At 72.2% G+C, this 15,708-nt stretch carries 16 protein-coding genes and 1 pseudogene; 10 read left to right on the top strand and 7 right to left on the bottom strand.

The window, feature by feature from the left end; genetic code table 11:
* Positions 1-75 precede the first annotated feature (75 nt).
* On the bottom strand, positions 76-846 hold the full coding sequence (locus ACZ61C_RS35950) for a DUF1932 domain-containing protein (RefSeq protein WP_465312350.1): 771 nt from the start codon (positions 844-846) through the stop codon (positions 76-78).
* 75 nt (positions 847-921) lie between these two features.
* On the opposite strand from ACZ61C_RS35950, the gene ACZ61C_RS35945 reads away from it, so the two are divergent.
* The 4 genes from ACZ61C_RS35945 to ACZ61C_RS35930 all read left to right on the top strand — a co-directional run bounded on the left by ACZ61C_RS35945 (position 922) and on the right by ACZ61C_RS35930 (position 4,579).
* Positions 922-1,596 carry a GntR family transcriptional regulator gene (locus ACZ61C_RS35945; protein WP_465312349.1) on the top strand — a complete coding sequence of 225 codons (675 nt, stop codon included), beginning with the start codon at positions 922-924 and terminating at the stop codon, positions 1,594-1,596.
* 262 nt (positions 1,597-1,858) lie between these two features.
* Positions 1,859-2,563 (top strand): 4-carboxy-4-hydroxy-2-oxoadipate aldolase/oxaloacetate decarboxylase, encoded by a 705-nt coding sequence (locus ACZ61C_RS35940; RefSeq protein WP_465312348.1) that lies wholly within the window; start codon positions 1,859-1,861, stop codon positions 2,561-2,563.
* Complete coding sequence (locus ACZ61C_RS35935) at positions 2,560-3,612, top strand: 4-oxalomesaconate tautomerase (RefSeq protein WP_465312347.1); 1,053 nt, start codon at positions 2,560-2,562, stop codon at positions 3,610-3,612. Before ACZ61C_RS35940 ends, ACZ61C_RS35935 begins: the two co-directional genes overlap by 4 nt.
* A gap of 10 nt (positions 3,613-3,622) precedes the next feature.
* Positions 3,623-4,579 carry a catechol 2,3-dioxygenase gene (locus ACZ61C_RS35930; RefSeq protein WP_465312346.1) on the top strand — a complete coding sequence of 319 codons (957 nt, stop codon included), beginning with the start codon at positions 3,623-3,625 and terminating at the stop codon, positions 4,577-4,579.
* A gap of 6 nt (positions 4,580-4,585) precedes the next feature.
* On the opposite strand, the gene ACZ61C_RS35925 is transcribed toward ACZ61C_RS35930, so the two are convergent.
* The gene (locus ACZ61C_RS35925; protein WP_465312345.1) at positions 4,586-5,254 is read right to left on the bottom strand and encodes a hypothetical protein; all 669 of its coding nucleotides are present in this window, start codon (positions 5,252-5,254) and stop codon (positions 4,586-4,588) included.
* A gap of 229 nt (positions 5,255-5,483) precedes the next feature.
* Here ACZ61C_RS35925 and ACZ61C_RS35920 point away from each other — a divergent pair, with 229 nt between their 5' ends.
* Together ACZ61C_RS35920 and ACZ61C_RS35915 are read left to right on the top strand one after the other, a co-directional pair.
* A complete protein-coding gene (locus tag ACZ61C_RS35920) occupies positions 5,484-5,660 on the top strand; it encodes a hypothetical protein (protein WP_465312344.1) in 177 nt (58 codons plus the stop codon).
* 70 nt (positions 5,661-5,730) lie between these two features.
* A complete protein-coding gene (locus ACZ61C_RS35915; protein ID WP_465312343.1) occupies positions 5,731-6,846 on the top strand; it encodes a DNA alkylation repair protein in 1,116 nt (371 codons plus the stop codon).
* Here ACZ61C_RS35915 and ACZ61C_RS35910 read toward each other — a convergent pair.
* Complete coding sequence (locus ACZ61C_RS35910; RefSeq protein ID WP_465312342.1) at positions 6,843-8,723, bottom strand: primary-amine oxidase; 1,881 nt, start codon at positions 8,721-8,723, stop codon at positions 6,843-6,845. The genes ACZ61C_RS35915 and ACZ61C_RS35910 overlap by 4 nt on opposite strands.
* A 110-nt stretch (positions 8,724-8,833) precedes the next feature.
* Here ACZ61C_RS35910 and ACZ61C_RS35905 point away from each other — a divergent pair, with 110 nt between their 5' ends.
* Positions 8,834-10,384 carry a TetR family transcriptional regulator C-terminal domain-containing protein gene (locus tag ACZ61C_RS35905; protein WP_465312341.1) on the top strand — a complete coding sequence of 517 codons (1,551 nt, stop codon included), beginning with the start codon at positions 8,834-8,836 and terminating at the stop codon, positions 10,382-10,384.
* Between the two features lie 49 nt (positions 10,385-10,433).
* Here the strand turns inward: ACZ61C_RS35905 and ACZ61C_RS35900 are convergent, their stop codons facing one another.
* Positions 10,434-10,565: a hypothetical protein gene (locus ACZ61C_RS35900; RefSeq protein WP_465312340.1), complete on the bottom strand. Its 132-nt coding sequence runs from the start codon at positions 10,563-10,565 to the stop codon at positions 10,434-10,436.
* Between the two features lie 110 nt (positions 10,566-10,675).
* On the opposite strand from ACZ61C_RS35900, the gene ACZ61C_RS35895 reads away from it, so the two are divergent.
* A complete protein-coding gene (locus tag ACZ61C_RS35895) occupies positions 10,676-11,257 on the top strand; it encodes a hypothetical protein (RefSeq protein ID WP_465312361.1) in 582 nt (193 codons plus the stop codon).
* Positions 11,258-11,269: 12 nt separating this feature from the next.
* Here ACZ61C_RS35895 and ACZ61C_RS35890 read toward each other — a convergent pair whose 3' ends face one another.
* Positions 11,270-11,767 carry a TetR/AcrR family transcriptional regulator gene (locus ACZ61C_RS35890; protein WP_465312339.1) on the bottom strand — a complete coding sequence of 166 codons (498 nt, stop codon included), beginning with the start codon at positions 11,765-11,767 and terminating at the stop codon, positions 11,270-11,272.
* Between the two features lie 54 nt (positions 11,768-11,821).
* Here ACZ61C_RS35890 and ACZ61C_RS35885 point away from each other — a divergent pair, with 54 nt between their 5' ends.
* Together ACZ61C_RS35885 and ACZ61C_RS35880 are read left to right on the top strand one after the other, a co-directional pair.
* Positions 11,822-12,271, top strand: coding sequence for an alpha/beta hydrolase fold domain-containing protein (locus ACZ61C_RS35885; protein ID WP_465312338.1), 450 nt, complete (start codon positions 11,822-11,824; stop codon positions 12,269-12,271).
* A 10-nt stretch (positions 12,272-12,281) separates the two neighbouring features.
* Positions 12,282-12,819, top strand: a pseudogene (locus ACZ61C_RS35880) (alpha/beta hydrolase fold domain-containing protein).
* Here ACZ61C_RS35880 and ACZ61C_RS35875 read toward each other — a convergent pair.
* Positions 12,794-13,918, bottom strand: a complete 1,125-nt coding sequence (locus ACZ61C_RS35875) for a glycosyltransferase (RefSeq protein WP_465312337.1) — start codon at positions 13,916-13,918, stop codon at positions 12,794-12,796. The pseudogene ACZ61C_RS35880 and the gene ACZ61C_RS35875 overlap by 26 nt on opposite strands.
* A gap of 72 nt (positions 13,919-13,990) precedes the next feature.
* A complete protein-coding gene (locus tag ACZ61C_RS35870; protein WP_465312336.1) occupies positions 13,991-15,697 on the bottom strand; it encodes an MOSC domain-containing protein in 1,707 nt (568 codons plus the stop codon).
* Between the last annotated feature and the right edge of the window lie 11 nt (positions 15,698-15,708).

The following is a 15,708-nucleotide window of genomic DNA, read 5'->3' as shown; positions in this document are numbered from 1 at the left end:
CCCGCTATGCCAAACGCGCCGCTTACTACCAGGCAGAACTCACCATCGCCGCCATCGTGCTCTGGCTCCGATGACTTACAGGACAGTGCCTAGCCGCGAAAGTTGGTCACGAGCCGCGCCGGCGATGTCTGCGCGGACGCCGAGCTCGCCGAGCATCTCCGCGGCGGCCGCCATCTCGGCGGTGCGGCGGACGGCGTGCTTGAAAGAGCCGTCGACCAGTCTGTCCACAGTGGACGCGCCGGCGCCGGTGAGCTCGTCGACGATGATCTTGCGCAGCCAGTCTTCGCAGCCCGCGGCGCGGGCGGCCAGCAGGGCCTCGACCACCGCGGCGGACATGCCCTTGAAGAAGACGCTGCGCAGCAGCTTGCGTTCGGCGGCGAGCCCGGCCTCGCCGGCCATCACCTCGACCGCGGCGCCCAAGGAGTTCAGCGTGGTGGCGACGGTGTCGGCCGCGGCGCCGGTGGCGAGCATCGGGACCCGCAGGCCGCGACCCGGGACCGGCGCCATGATCGCGACGTCGGCGAAGGGCACGCCGTGGTCCGCGGCGATGCCGGCCAGCCTGCGCTTGGTGCCGGGGGAGGCGGTGTTGAGGTCCGCCCAGGCCGCGCCGGGTTTGATCCCGGCGAGGCCGGCTTCGAGCGCGTCGACGGCCGCTGCCGAGCTGTTCACGCTGAGCACCAGGTCGGCGCCGTCGGCGGCTTCGGCTTCCGAGCCGGTGGTGACCACGCCCTCGGCGGCGGGAACGGCGGGGTCGTACCCGCGCACGACGGCCCCGGCGGCGGCCAGGTCCCGGGCGAGCGCGCTGCCTGCCTCGCCGAGTCCCAGTACCGCGATGGTTCCGGTCATAGCAGAATCCTCTCTACAAGCTACGATCGAGTACACGATGTTCTCGACAAAATTGTCAACAAACGGAGTCGGGGTATGACCGAGAGTGCTGCGGACCGGCAGCCGGGGGAGCGTTCCGTGGTGGCGGCCATCCGCGACGCGATCGTCCGCGGCGAGTTCGTGCCCAACCAGCGGCTGGTGGAGGCGGATCTGTCCGGCCAGTTCGCCGCGAGCCGGGCGACGGTGCGCGCCGCGCTGATCGAGCTGACGAACGAGGGGCTCGTCGAGCGAGTGCAGAACCGCGGCGCCCGGGTGCGCGCGGTGTCGCTGGAGGAGGCCGTCGAGATCTCGGAAGTCCGGATGATGCTCGAGTCGCTGTGCGCGGCGAAGGCGGCCGAGCGCATCAACGACGCCGAAGTCGGCGAGCTGAAGGAGCTCGGCGAGCGGATGCAGGCGGCGGTGGCGACCGGTGACGTCGTCGGGTATTCGGGTCTCAACCAGCGGCTGCACCGCCGGGTCCGCGAAATCAGCGGCCAGCACACGGCGGCGCAGGTGCTGGAGAGGCTGCGCGGCCAGAGCGTGCGCCACCAGTTCCGGCTGGCGATGCGCCCGGGCCGCCCGCAGGTCTCGCTCCCGGAGCACCTGGCGATCATCGACGCGATCTGCGCGCACCATCCCGAGCGGGCCGCGGAGGCGGCGCGGGTGCACCTGGCCAGCGTGATCGAGGCCCTCAAGGCGGCGGACGCGGAGGTCTCCCCGCTCCACCCGTGATCCGGCTTGGGATGGCGATGTGAGTGACTCGTTCATGGCGCCTGGTGACATGAACGAGTCACTCACTGCGGTGGCTGGAAGGCCCGGCGGCCTGCGCGCGATCACCGAGCACGTCCCGGCGTCCCGCTCGGCCACGGTCGGGCGGGCAAAGCGCCGCCAGAGTCCGCTCACTTCCTGTTCACGGCCTCTCCACCACCCTGCTCGCCATCATCCTCACCAAAATTGTTGACAATTTCGTCAACCGAACCGTACCGTATCCCGTATGAAGCCCGTCATCGTCACCGATCCGCCGCGCGCCGACCTCGAGCAGATGACTCGCCTCGCCGGCTACGGCGTTGCCACCGTTCACGAGGCGCTCGGCCGGTCCGGGCTGCTCGGCTCCGAGCTGCGGCCGATCCAGGACGGCGTGCGTGTCGGCGGGACCGCCGTCACCGTCCTGTGCTGGCCCGGGGACAACCTGATGATCCACGCCGCCGTCGAACAGTGCCGGGAAGGCGACCTCCTCGTCGTCACCACCACTTCGCCGTGCACCGACGGGCTCTTCGGCGAACTCTTCGCCACCGCCCTGCGCCACCGCGGCGTCCGCGGCCTGGTCACCACCACCGGCGTCCGCGACGTCGCCGAGCTGCGGGAGCTGGGCTTCCCCGTCTGGTCGGCGGCCGTCAGCGCCCAGGGCACTGTGAAGGCGACCGCCGGTGCCGTGAACGTCCCCGTCGTCCTCGGCGGGCAGCTCGTCCGCCCCGGCGACGCCATCCTGGCCGACGACGACGGAGTCATGCGCGTCCGCCGCGAGGACGTCCGAACAGGACTCGAAGCGAGCCAAGCCAGGCTCGAAAAGGAAGCCGCCGCAAGGGAAGCCTTCGCGAACGGCCAGCTCGGGCTCGATCGGTACGGCCTGCGCGAGAAGCTGGACAGCCTAGGCGTCCGGTACCTGACCGCCGAGGAGTACGAGAAGGAGCAGGCATGACCGGCGTGCGCTGCATGCTCATGCGCGGGGGAACGTCGAAGGGCGCCTACTTCCTCGCCGAAGACCTGCCCGCCGAGCCGGCCGAACGCGACGACCTCCTGCTGCGCATCATGGGCACCCCGGACCCCCGCCAGATCGACGGCGTCGGCGGCGCCCAGCCGGTCACCAGCAAGGTCGCCATCGTCTCGACGGCCGCCGAACCCGGCCATGACGTCGACTACCTGTTCCTGCAGCTCGGCGTCGAGGAACCGACCGTCTCGGACCGCCAGACCTGCGGCAACCTGCTCGCCGGCGTCGGCCAGTTCGCCGTCGAGCGCGGGCTCGTGGCCGCCGGCAAAGAGCGCACCACCGTGCGCGTGCGGCTGCTCAACACCGGCACTGTCGCCGACTCGACCTTCGCCACTCCCGGCGGTGAAGTCGACTACAGCGGCGGCACCGCCATCTCCGGCGTGCCCGGCACCGCCGCCCCCGTCGAGCTGGACTTCACCGAGACCGAAGGCTCGGTCTGCGGCAGCCTGCTGCCCACCGGCAACGTCCGCGACGACGTCGGCGGCATCGAAGTGTCCTGTGTGGACAACGGGATGCCGGTCGTCGTCGCGCGCGCCGAAGATCTCGGTGTCACCGGCTACGAAACCACCGACGAGCTGGCCGACCCAGCGCTCGCCGAACGCATCGACACCCTCCGCGTCGAAGCCGGGAAGCTGATGGGCCTCGGCGACGTCAGCGGCAGCTCGATCCCGAAGACCACGCTCGTCGCCGCGCCCCGGGACGGCGGCGCGATCTGCACGCGGACGTTCATCCCGGTCAAGCCGCACCCCTCGATCGGCGTCCTCGGCGGCGTCAGCGTGGTGACGGCGTTGCTGCTCGACGGCGCCGTCGGGAGCGAGCTACTAGAGCCCGGCGAGCCCGTCGAAATCGAGCACCCGAGCGGGAAGCTGGCCGTCGGCATCGAGCTCGACACCACGGTGAACCCGCCCCGGGTCAGCCGCTCGACGGTCATCCGCACCGCGAGGAAGCTGTTCGACGGCAACGTTTTCCCGCGCTCCTGAGGAGACAGCCATGCCCGATCCCTCGCCCCGCCACGAAATCGCGCACCTCGGGCACGTCGAACTGCGCACCCCGGAGCCGGAGAAGAGCCTGGACTTCTTCGTCCGCGTGCTCGGGCTGACCGAGAACGGCGCCGACGGCGATTCGGTGTACCTGCGCACCTGGGACGACTACGAGCACCACAGCCTGAAGCTCACCGCGGCCCGGACCTCCGGAGTCGGGCGGACGGCGTTGCGCACCTCGAGCGAGGACGCCCTCAAGCGGCGCGTCGCCGCCCTGGAGGAGCGCGGGCTCGGCATCGGCTGGGTCGACGGCGACACGGGCATCGGCCCGACCTACCTCTTCCGCGACCCGGACGGCCACGAGCTCGAGCTCTACTGGGAGACCGAGCGGTACGACCCGCCCGGACACCTGCGGCCCGCGCTGAAGAACCAGGCGCAGGCGTACCCGGGGCGCGGGGTCGGCGTCCGGCGCCTCGACCACGTCAACTACCTCGCCCAGGAGGCGGAGACGAACGGCCGGTTCGTCTGCGACGTCCTCGGCGGCCGCGTGACCGAGCAGATCCGGCTCGACAGCGGCGTGATCTCCGGGCAGTGGACGCACTTCGCGCAGAAGTCCTACGACCTCGTCTACACCAACGACTGGACCAAGACGACCGGTCGGCTGCACCACATCGCCTTCGCCACGGACACCCGCGAGGACATCCTGCGCGCCGCCGATATCGCGCTCGACGCGGGCGTCCACATCGAGACCGGGCCGCACAAGCACGCGATCCAGCAGACGTTCTTCCTCTACCTCTACGAACCCGGCGGCAACCGGATCGAGCTGTGCAACCCCACCGGACGGCTGATCTTCGCGCCTGACTGGGAGCCGGTCACGTGGACCGAGACCGAGCGGGCCAAGGGCCAGGCGTGGGGCCTGAAGACGATCGAGTCGTTCCACACCCACGGCACGCCGCCGGTCGCCTGACCGCCGTCAGAGCCGGTCGTGCAGGAGCCCGGCGAGCACCGGGTAGACGTCCTGGCGCGTCGCCTGCAGGTCGAGGACCGCGAGGCGGGTCTGGCCGTGGGCCTGCTTGGTGACGAACAGCCGCACTTCGTGCTGCGGCGGGCCGTCGTTCTCCCGGTCGGGAAGTTCGCAGAGCCGGGTGTCCGGCGCGACGGCGGTGGCCGGCGCCGTGCACTCGCCGGTGAACCGGCGCACCGCCGTGTCCGGCTTCGTGGCACCGGGGAAGGCGGTGACGAGGAGTTCGTAGGCGGTGGTGCTCCGGGTGAAGCTCGCGTAGTCGCAGCGGTACACGACCGGCCGCGCCCGCTGGTCCGGTTTCGCCTCGACGGCGTGCGCGCCCCAGTCGGCGCCGATCGCCCGGGTGATGTCGCCGATGCCGAGGAACGGGCACGCCGAGGTGATCGCTTCGGGTGACGTCGGCGGTGGTGGCTGCGGGGTGGTGTGCGGCGCCGTCACGGGGCCGGGGCCGAGCGCGGGGGCGTCGGACGACCGCGGCGGCGTCGGGACCGGCGCCGCGGTGGTGGTGGTGGTGGTGGTGGTGGTGGTGGTGGGTGATGGTTTCGGCGAGTCCGGTGAGCAGGCCGAAACCGCGGTGAGCAGGCCCGCGACGGCGACGATTCCCCCAAGACGACGCATGCCGCCAGCCTACGTCGCGACGCCGTCACCAGGGCACGGAACCGTCCTCGCCGAAGAACCCGCCGGTCGGCCCGTCCGCGCCGAGGTGGCCAGGCGCACCACGGTCGCCGCGCCCTGCGCGGGGGTGAGGTGTCCGGTGTGGTTGTTGATGTCGCGGCGGACCGGCGCGAGCGGGGGAAAGGCGCCGTTGTGAGGGCATGGCCCGTTCGGCGCGGAGAACGTGGCCCGGGTGCCGGCGAGGCCAGTCGCGCCGTTCGCCCGGATCGGCGGCTCCATCGAGGCGTGCGAGCTGAACGGCCGGCCGGGCGCGTTCTTCCGCGACCGGGACGGCAAGCTCGCGCACCAGGGCCCGGTGGCGGACGCCTGGGCGGTCGTCCGCGAGACGAACCGGGCCCGGCGGCGGTGAGCGCGCGGAAACTGTCGTACCCCCGTGTCATGATCGCCGTGCTCGACCCGCTGCCCGACCGGAGGTCTTCATGCCATTCGCCGACGAACTGATCGGCGCCCGCACCGTGCGCGATCTCGCGGCGGCCTTGCGCGTCGCGGTGCCGCGGTCGAAACCGGGTGCCGTCGCCGCCGCGGAGGCCGCTCTCGCGCCGTTGTCGCTTCGCGAGCGAAGCGACCTTTTGCGTGATGCGCTGCTTGAAGACTTACCCGGCGACTACGCCTCCTTCGCCGCCACCATGCGCGTCGCGGCTGAGAAGGCACCGACGTTCACCGGCTGGCTGATCTGGCCTGTCACCAGCGCGGTCGCGGTCAAGGCCGTCGAACAGGGAAGTGGTGAAGCGTTCGACGACGCGCTCGCGTTGCTGGCGGCGCTGACACCCCGGCTCACCTCGGAGTTCGCGCTGCGGATCCTGCTCGACCACGACCTCGACCGCGCGCTCGGGGCCATCATCGGCTGGACGGGTTCGGAGAGCCACGACGTCCGGCGGCTCGCGTCCGAAGGGACCCGGCCGATGCTGCCGTGGGCGGTGCGGGTGCCGGGGATCCTGGCCGAGCCGAAGGCGACTTTGCCGATCCTGAACGCGTTGTACCGCGACGAAAGCGAGTACGTCCGGCGCTCGGTCGCCAACCACCTCAACGACATCAGCCGCCGCGACCCGGACCTGGTCGTGGCGACGGCGGCGGAATGGCTGGCCGAACCGGGCGAAAACCCCGCTGCGACAGGGAAACTCGTGCGGCACGCATTGCGCACGCTCGTGAAGCAGGGCCACCCAGGCGCGCTCGGCCTGCTCGGGTTCGCGCCCGCGCGCGTCGACGTGACCGGCCCCCTGCTGTCGGCGGACGCGGTGGCGATCGGCGCGGCGCTGACCTTCCGGGCCACCGTGCGCAACCTCGACGCCGAGCCCGCCCGGCTCGCGATCGACTACGTCGTCCACCACCGCAAGGCGAACGGCACCACGACCGGCAAGACGTTCAAGCTCACCACCCAGGTCCTCGGGCCGGGCGAGAGTTACGAGCTGAGCCGCGAGCACTCCTTCCGGGTGATCACCACGCGCCGCTACCACCCCGGCGCGCACGCGCTGGAGCTGCAGATCAACGGCGTCCGCTCCGGCCGGGCGGACTTCGAGCTGCTGGCGGGTCCCTAGCCGTGGCACGCGTTCCGGGTCGGGGGCACGTCGAGGGCGGGGTTGCGGTCGAAGAAGCCGACCGGCCGGAGCCGGAAGCCGGTGCGGTCGACGGGCATGATCGGCCAGTCCTCCGGGCGCGGGAAGTGCGTCAGCCCGAAGGTGTGCCAGACGACGAGGTCCTGGCCGTCGATGTCGCGGTCGCCGGCGACGAACTCCGGCAGCCCGGCGCCGCCCGGATGCTGGTTGACGAAGTCGCCCGCCGCGTACCGCTGGGCGGGGTCGAACCGGGTGACCCACAGGTGCTTGGTCGCGAAGGTCGCGCGCCGGCTGATGGAGGAGTCCTCGTCGGCCAGCAGCTCGGGGTTTCCCTCCGGCAGCAAGGCGTACGCGACGGGGTCGCCGAGCCGGTTGCGCGAGCCCGGGTTCGAGATGTGCCAGACGCGGCCCTTGCGGTTGTCGGCCAGGCGCCGGGCGTCGGACTCGGTGCGCAGCGGCGTGCGCCGCTGGGTGAAGGCGTTGCCGCGTTCGTTGCCCGGGCCCGTCGGCACGCGCTCGACGTCGACTTCCTCGACGAGGTTGGCCGGGCCGTCGACCATCATGTCCAGGCGCGCGCTGAACAGGTGCTGGTGGTACGGCGCGCCGAGGCCGGGGGCGAGCTGCGACGCGTAGGGGTAACCGGCGCCGGGGTAGGCCGAGGTGAACACGACGCCGGTCGCCTTGACCTCGCACTCGATGGTGCCGTCGAGGGAGAGGTACCAGTAGAAGCCGTAGTCGTAGTTGCCGACGGTGGTGAAGAACGACAGCACCATGCGGCGCTGGCGGCGGGTCTCCGCCGAGCCCGCCCAGAGGTCGGTGTGCTTCCAGAGGATGCCGAAGTCCTCTTCGTGCAGGCAGATCGCGTTCGGCAGCGTCCGGGGGTGGCCGGACTCGCCGGCGATCACCGCGTCGAGGTAGGTGATGTCGCCGACGCAGTCGCACCCCAGCTCGAGGGCGTTCGCGTACCGGCCGATGAGGTATTCGCCGGTGTCGAAATAGTTCTGCCACGACCGGACCGGCGACGGGTCGCCGTAGGGCACGACCATCTCGGCGATCGACGCCCGGTGCACGATCGGGCGGCCGTCGAAGGTGATCTGGTGCAGCACCAGGCCTTCCCGGGCGTCGAACCCGATGCGCAGCGACCACTTCTCCCACTCGAGGTGGTGGCCGTCGAGGGTGAAGCTCGGGCCGTCGGGCTGGGTGATCTCGATCGGCTTCTGCGACGTCCGCGGCGGGCCGGTGACGGCGGGGTCGTCGAAGTTGCCCGGCTCCTCGGGCACCGGCACCACGCCGGTGTCGATGACCTGGTCGACGGTCTTCGCCACGACGTCGACGTAGGCGACCAGGCCGTCGACGGGGTGGGCCCAGGGGTGGTCCTTCGGGTGGCGCTGGACGAAGGCGAGGCCGCGCAGGATGCGTCGGCCGACTTCTTCGGGATACTCGAACACCCCGGCCGAAAGTGGGGCGACGCGCACTTCGGCGACGTCGAGGTCGCGGGCGGCGAGCGCGGCCAGCCAGCGCTCGTCGGTGGCGAGGATCTGTTCCACCAGCCCGAACTCTTCGTCGAGGACCGGCAGCTGGCCGTCGGCCGCGGGGTCGAGCCGGCGTTCGGCGACGAGCTTCTCGGCGGTGAGGGAGACGAGGACGTCGTGACCGCCGTGCGCGGCGACGTCGTGCAGCAGCACCCGGACGACGCGGTCGGCCGGCTGCCCGCCGTAGAGAGCTTCCTTCGGTGGCTCCTCGAGGCCGAGGTAGACCACGCGCGCGGTCGAGGGGAGCAGACCGGCGTCGGCGAGCACCTGCCGGGCGGCGGAGATCTCGTCGGCGGTCAGCGGGGCGAGCGGATGGACGTCGGACATCGGGCGGCTCCTGTTTTCTCCACGTGTAGACTGAAGAGTGCGGCAAACCCGCCGCGAACACCAGGGCCGGCGGTCACTTCACCGGTACAGACGGCCCGGGGAGGTGCGCCGTGCCGAAGCAGATCGACCACGACCGGCGCCGCGCGGAGATCGCGGAGGCGACGTGGCGCCTGATCGCGAAGCGCGGCATCGAGGCGGCGACGATGCGGGAGATCACCGCGTCGCTGGGGATGGCGCACGGGGCGCTGAAGCACTACTTCCCGGACAAGAACGCGATCGTCAAGGCGGCGTTCACACACGTCTTCGAGGCGACGAACGCCCGCATCGCCGGCCGGCTGGGCGCCGCGACCGGGCTCGAAGGGCTGCGGGTGTTCTGCCGCGAGGTCCTGCCCGCGGACGAGGTGACGGAGCTCGAGGCCCGGGTGGTGCTGCCGTTCTGGCAACGCGCGCTCGCGGAGGTGGAGCTGGAGTCGGTGTTCGTTGCGGCGATGACGGAGTGGCGCGGGAGGATGGCGGGGTTCCTCCGGGAGGGACGGTCGGCGGGCTCGGTGGTGTCACCGGCGGCCGACGAGGTGCTGGTGGAGCAGCTCCTCGCGATGTTGAACGGCTTGCAGGTGCACGCGTTGCTGACGCCTGGCGTGACAACACCGGAGTTGCAGCGGCGGGTGGTGGAAGCGTTTCTCGATGGCCTCGCCCCGCCCGCGGTTGTCGGTGAGGGGGGCGATTTCGCTGGTCACGGGCCGGGCGGTGGTGCGGCCGGTTTAGCGGCCTTCGCCGGGGAGGACTCTGGCGGCGTGCGGGAAGCCGCAGCCATCGGCTTCGCCAGCCGCGGGGCGGGTTCGGCTGCGGTGGGCGTTGAGGCTGGGGAGGTGCCTGCGGTCTCGGACTTGGCCGATCGTGGGGCGGGTCTGGCTGCGGTGGGCGTTGAGGCTGGGGAGGTGCCTGCGGTCTCGGACCTGGCCGATCGTGGGGCGGGTCTGGCTGCGGTGGGCGTTGAGGCTGAGGAGGTGCCTGCGGTCTCGGACTCGGTCGATCGTGGGGCGGGTCTGGCTGCAGTCGGCGTTGAGCCAGGGGGCGTGCCTGCGATCCCAGACCTGGCCGACAGCGGCCCAACCGGTAGCGCCCAAGGTGCCCCGAGACGAGAGACTACCGGCTTTCTCTCCTTCGCCCACACCGCCGTCGACACCACCGCCGGTCGTCTTCCCGACACCGACCGGCGGGCCATGACCATGGTGCTGCTGCTGCACCGCGTCGCGAACACCGTCGTCTACGACCTGGAATCCACCGTGCACCGCCCCGCCGGGTGGAGCTGGTCGGCCTTTCGGCTGCTCTTCACCGTCTGGGTCGCCGGGCCGCAGGAAGCCGGGCGGGCCGCCGAGGTGGCCGGGATGAGCCGGGCCGCCGTCTCCAGCCTCGCCAAGACCCTTGCTGCCGCCGGGCTCGTCGACCGCGCCCCCGACCCTCGGGATCGCCGGGGCGTTGTCCTGTCCCTCACGAAAACCGGGAAGCGGCGGCTCGAAGCCACCTTCCGCGAGCACAACCGGCGCGAATCACGGTGGGCCGGGCTGCTGAATCCCGACGAGCTGAGCGCGATCAACACCCTCCTGGCCGGGCTCGCCGAACGAGCACAGGCCCAGGACTGGGTCAGCCACCGGCTCTGATTAAACCTTTTAGTACCCGCCGGCCCCGCGGGGGACCGGCGGGGATCCGTCACTGGCAGGCTTCGCAGTCCGGGTCGTCGATGCGGCAGGCCGCGCCGTCGGTGAGCGGGAAGTCGAAGTCGTCGAGAACGGGCACGACCGGCGTGGTCGCCGTCTCTTCCGGCGTGGTGGTGGCGGACATGGCACTCCCTGGGGTCCGAACGGTTTCCACTTCTCTGTAGCGCCCAAGATCGCCGGGCATTCCGTGACGCACGGCACATCCCGTGTGCTAACTTCCCCGGCATGCGCCGGATGTTCGCGGTTTTCGCCTCACTGCTGGTGTTTTCCCTGATCACCCCCGCTGCGGAGGCCGCTCAAAGGCCGAGCTGCGAGTGCGCGACACCCTCGATCGACCGGCTTCAGCAGTGGCTCGCCAGCGGTGAAGGCACCACCGTCCCGGCCACCGGGACCCTTCTTGTCCGCGAACACCACGGTTACGCCGCCAAGATCGACTTCCTCAACGCCGAGTGGCACGTCGCCGTCGTGTGGCTCGGCAACCAGTTCGAGGCGCAGGCCGATCTCTCGCACTCGGCCGGGTTCTGGCTCACCTACAGCGCCACCGACGACCTCTACGTCCAGCTCCGCCCGGCCTCGCACTGGAGCGGCGGCGACAAGTGGCTGACGCTCGTGCCGTCGACGCGCGGGAAGCTCGTGACGAAGTTCTTCAGCTTCGCGCCGCGCAACTGGACGTCGCTGCCCGAGCTGGGCACACCCACTTACTCGTTCGCCTCCGCGCTGCCCGAGGCGCGCGGCCTGGTCTTCGTCGGCAAGACGCCGAACCGGCTCGACTTCCGCGGCCTGCGCGTCGACGGCTACCGGCCGCCCTGCCTCTGACCGGCGGGACGGCTAGCGCAGGACGCGCCGGATCATCTCGACCAGCTCGGTGACGTCGGCCTCGGCCATCGGGCGGCCGGTCATGCCCATCCGGTGCAGCAGCGTGCCGACGATGACGTCGATGACGAACAGCACCCGGTGCTCCGGCTCGCCGAGCGCCTCCTGCAGCGCGAGGCGGTAGGGGTCCTGCAGCCGCGTGGAGAGGACTTCGCGCAGGGCGGGATCGCTGACGGCGTCGACGAACACACCCGCGAACGCGCCGCCCACGCCCGGCTCGCCGATCTTCGCCGCCACCCAGTGGATGGCCGACGCCACGATCTCGTCCGGGCTCGCGCCGTCGAGGGGCGCGGGGCCTAGCGCGGCGACGAGGCAGTCCGTGATCAGGGTGCCCTTCGACGGCCAACGCCGGTAGAGCGTCGTCTTCGCGACGCCCGCTTCGGCCGCGATGCGGTCCATCGTCGCGCCCGCGTAGCCGAGCTCGTGCACTGAGCGCAGGGCGGCCGCGAACACGGTCGCGTCCAGGTCGGTCCGGGGCCGCCCGGGTGCCGGCCGAAGGAGAAGACCATGCGAGACAAGGCACCGCTGCGCGCCCGGATCGTCCTCAGGGACACCGTGGACTGGGAGACGTTCACCGACGCCCAGGTGATCGCCGCGCGCGAGAAGGTCAACCGCGTGCGCCGGGCGCGCGTCACGCGGATCGTCACCGGGCTGCCCGACCGCGGCGCGCGCATCGAAGAGACGACCCTCGACCTGCCGGGCCGCCGGCTGATGCTGCGGGTGCACCGGCCGAGACGGGCCACCGGGCCGCTGCCGCTGGTCCTTTCGTTCCACGGCGGGGGTTTCCTCGTCGGCACGGCCGCGCAGAACGACTGGCTCCACAGCCGGATCGCGGCCCGCTGCCCGGCGATCGTGGTCTCGGTGGAGTACCGCCTCGCGCCGGAGCACCCGCTGCCCGCACCGGTCGACGACGGGTACGACACGCTCGTCCGGCTCGTCGAAGACCCCTTCGGCTAGGGGTGTCGACGTGGGCGCGGTCGCCGTCCTCGGGGAGAGTGCCGGCGGCACAATCGCCGCCCTCGTCGCGCTGCGCGCCCGCGACGCCGGGCTGCCGCTGCGCGCCCAGGTGCTGGTCTACCCGAGCACGGACTGGACGGAGACCGCGCACGACTACCCGTCGGTCGCCGCGAACTCCGGCCGGCCGGGGCTGTCGATCTCCGAGTGGAGCGCCGCCCGCCGGTTGAGCGTGCCTCCCGGGCTCGACGCGCACCGTGTCACCGGTGAAGCTCGAGAACCTCGCCGGTCTGCTCCCGACGCTGGTCGTCACCGGCGCGCTGGACGCCGCGGACGACCACGGCCGCCGGTACGTCGAGCAGCTCGGCGAAGCCGGGACGGACGCGCGTCTGAGCTGTTATGCCCGGGCGATCCACAGTTTCCTGAGTGTGCCGGGCCTGGTCTCGGCCGCCCGGCCCGCGCGTCGCGAGGTGGTCGCGTTCTTACGGGGACGGCTGCACCCCGTTCGGGAAGCCGCGGGAGCCGTCACGCCAGGGCTTCCAGCTCGGTGACGAAGCCGCTGATCGGCGGCAGCTCGAGAACTCGACGCCGGAAGCCCTCCGCGGCCGAGCGGAACGAACCCTCGTCGAGGACGCGCGAAACCGCGGCGGCCAAGGCTTCCGGCGTGAGTCCGGCGGCGTCCACCTGGAGCCCGGCGCCCAGTTCGTGCACCCGGGCGGCGTTCGCGGGCTGGTCGGCGAACAACGGCACCGTCACCATCGGCACCCCGGCCGTCAGCGCCTCACGCACACCGCTGAACCCGGCGTGCGTCACGAACACGTCGCACGCGGCGAGCAACGCGCGCTGCGGGACGAACCCCGCCGGCTCGACGTTCGCCGGGCGCGGGCCGGTCCACGACGCCACCGCCTCGTCACTTCCCAGGGCGACGACGGCTCGGACTCCCAGCGAACCCAGCGCCGCCACGGTGATCGACATCAGCTCGGATTCCGGCGCCAGCAAGGAAAGGAGGTTCGAGCCGAAGGCGGCGAGCACCCGCGGGCCGTCCTCGGCCGGGGCCACGGCCGGTTCGGGGACGCGGTGGTACCGGTGGCCCGGCCCGCGCAGCTCCTCGGGGTACCACGGCTCGGGCAGCAGACCCGCGGTCAGCCGGGCGGCCGTTCCGCCGGGCGGCAGGCCGAGCCGCCCGCGCACGGCGTCCAGCCGGCCGGGGAGATCGGGAACGAGCCGCGTGGTCAGCGGCGCGATGTCCACCACCGCGGACGGCACCCCGAGCAGCTCGGCGGCCAGGAGCCCGCCGTACTCGTTGGTCTCGCGCACGATCACGTCCGGGCGCCACGCCGCCTCCACGATGTCCGCGGCCGACCCCGCGGTCATCGTGTCGTCGAACAGGGGCACCAAAAGCGGCCCGGTGACCTCCGGCCGCCACTGACGCAGCTTCTCCAGCACCGAAGGCTCCGGCGCCACTTCGCCGGGCGCGAGCAAGGCCGGCAGCACCACGACCGGCACCCCGTGCCGTTCGACGTCGGCCGCGGCCGCCCGGCCGGTGGCGACGGCGACCTCGTGGCCCGCGGCCTGCGCGGCCCGGGCGAGCGGCACCAGCGCGGGCAGGAGGTGGGACCGGATCGGCAACCCCGTCAGCAACACCCGCACAAGCGCCCCCTCGGCTCCGGACTTCAGCCTAGCGGGACACGCGTGACCGATCGGGCGGACTTTCCTGCCCCGTCACAGGTCCAGGACGACAGCGTCGAGCGGCCGGGCGCAGCAGACCAGCGCCTCGCCGTCCGCGGGCGGTTCCAGCGGTTCCGGCTCGTAACCGACCACACCGGACAGCACCGGCGTCACGCACGTGTGGCAGACGCCGGTGCGGCACGACCAGCGCGTCGGCACGTCGCACGCCTCGGCGAGCTCCAGCAGGCTGGGGTAACTGTCGTCCCACGGCACCGTGAGCCCGCTGCGCGCGAAGGTGACGGCGGGACCGGCGCCCGGCGCGCCCGTGGGCGGGTGCGGGGTGGTGCGGACGGCGTCGGTGATGCCCGGGTTGATCGCGGACACGCCGCCGAACAGTTCACTGTGGACGCTGGCCGGGTCGAGGCCGAGCTTCACCAGGGCTTCGCGCACCGCGGTCATGAACGCGTCCGGGCCGCACAAGTACGCCGTCGCATCGAGGGGTAGGTCCAAAGTGGACAGTGCGTCGGCGGTCAGCCGGCCGCGGGTGGCGCCGGGGACACCGGGCGCCGGGTCTTCGGCGGTGTAGAAGACGTTTTCGTGGCCGTGCGGAAGGCTCTCCAGCAGTTCGTGCGCTTCGGCGGCGAACGCGTGCTCGGCCGCCGAACGGGTCGTGTGCAGCCACCGGACCTCCCGCTCGGTCCGGTCCGCGGCGAGCGCGTGCAGCATCGCCAGCACCGGCGTGACGCCGATGCCCGCGGAGACCAGGAGCACCGGCCGGTCGCCGCCGGCCAGGACGAAGTCGCCCCGCGGCGCGGCCACGTCGACCTCCGCGCCCGCCGTCAGGCGCGTGTGCAGGTAGCCGCTGACCAGCCCGTCGCGCTTCACGCTGATGCGGTACTCCCGGTCGGACGGCGCCGCCGAGAGGGAGTAGCTGCGCACCGGCGCGGGGTCGCCGGCCCCGGGGACGCGCAGGGTGAGGTACTGGCCGGGCACGGGCCGGGGGAGCGGCGTGCCGTCGACGGCGGCGAGGTGGATCGAAGCGACGGTGGCACTTTCGGGCACGATCCGCTCGACGCGCAACGGCCGGAAACCCCGCCACCCGCTCGGCTCCGGCGCGGGCGCCGCCGCCAGCAGGTCGCGGAAGGACCCCTGCCAGCCGGGGCTGAGCGCCGGGATGTCGACGGCCTTGCGCAGCGCCTCGATGTCGCGCCCGGGCAGGTAGAGCAGCGCGTCGACGTCGGCGACGCTCAGCTCGTGGCGGCCGGTCCGGGTGCGGACGATCTCGTCGCCCGCCTCGACGTGGCCTTCGGTGATGACGCGCAGGTAGAAGCCGGGCCGGTGGTGCGCGACCAGCAAGGACGGCATCCGCGGCTCGCCGAGGCGCATCCCGACGCGGAAGCACGTGACGCGCGGCTGCGTGACCTCGAACTCGGCCTCCCCGATGCGGTACCGGTCGCCGATGTGCACCTCGTCGTCGGGCAGGCCGTCGACGGTGAAGTTCTCGCCGAACTGGCCGTCCTCGAGGTCGTCGCGGCCGAGGAAACGCCGCCAGTGCTCGTAGGACTGGCGCTGGTAGACGAGCACCGCGCGGTTCTCGCCGCCGTGGCCGCCCAGGTCACCCTGGCCGTCGCCGTCGACGTTGAGCCGCCGGACCATGAGCCGGCCGGGGACGGGGTGCTTGAAGATTCCGGTGTGGACGGTCTTGCCCTGCCAGGGCACGTCCCTCGGCATCCCGACGTTCAGTGAAACCAGGCGCGCCACGGTCGTCTCCT

The sequence above is a fragment of the Amycolatopsis sp. NPDC104587 genome (assembly GCF_055583645.1).
This window is presented reverse-complemented; position numbering and strand designations above follow the sequence as displayed.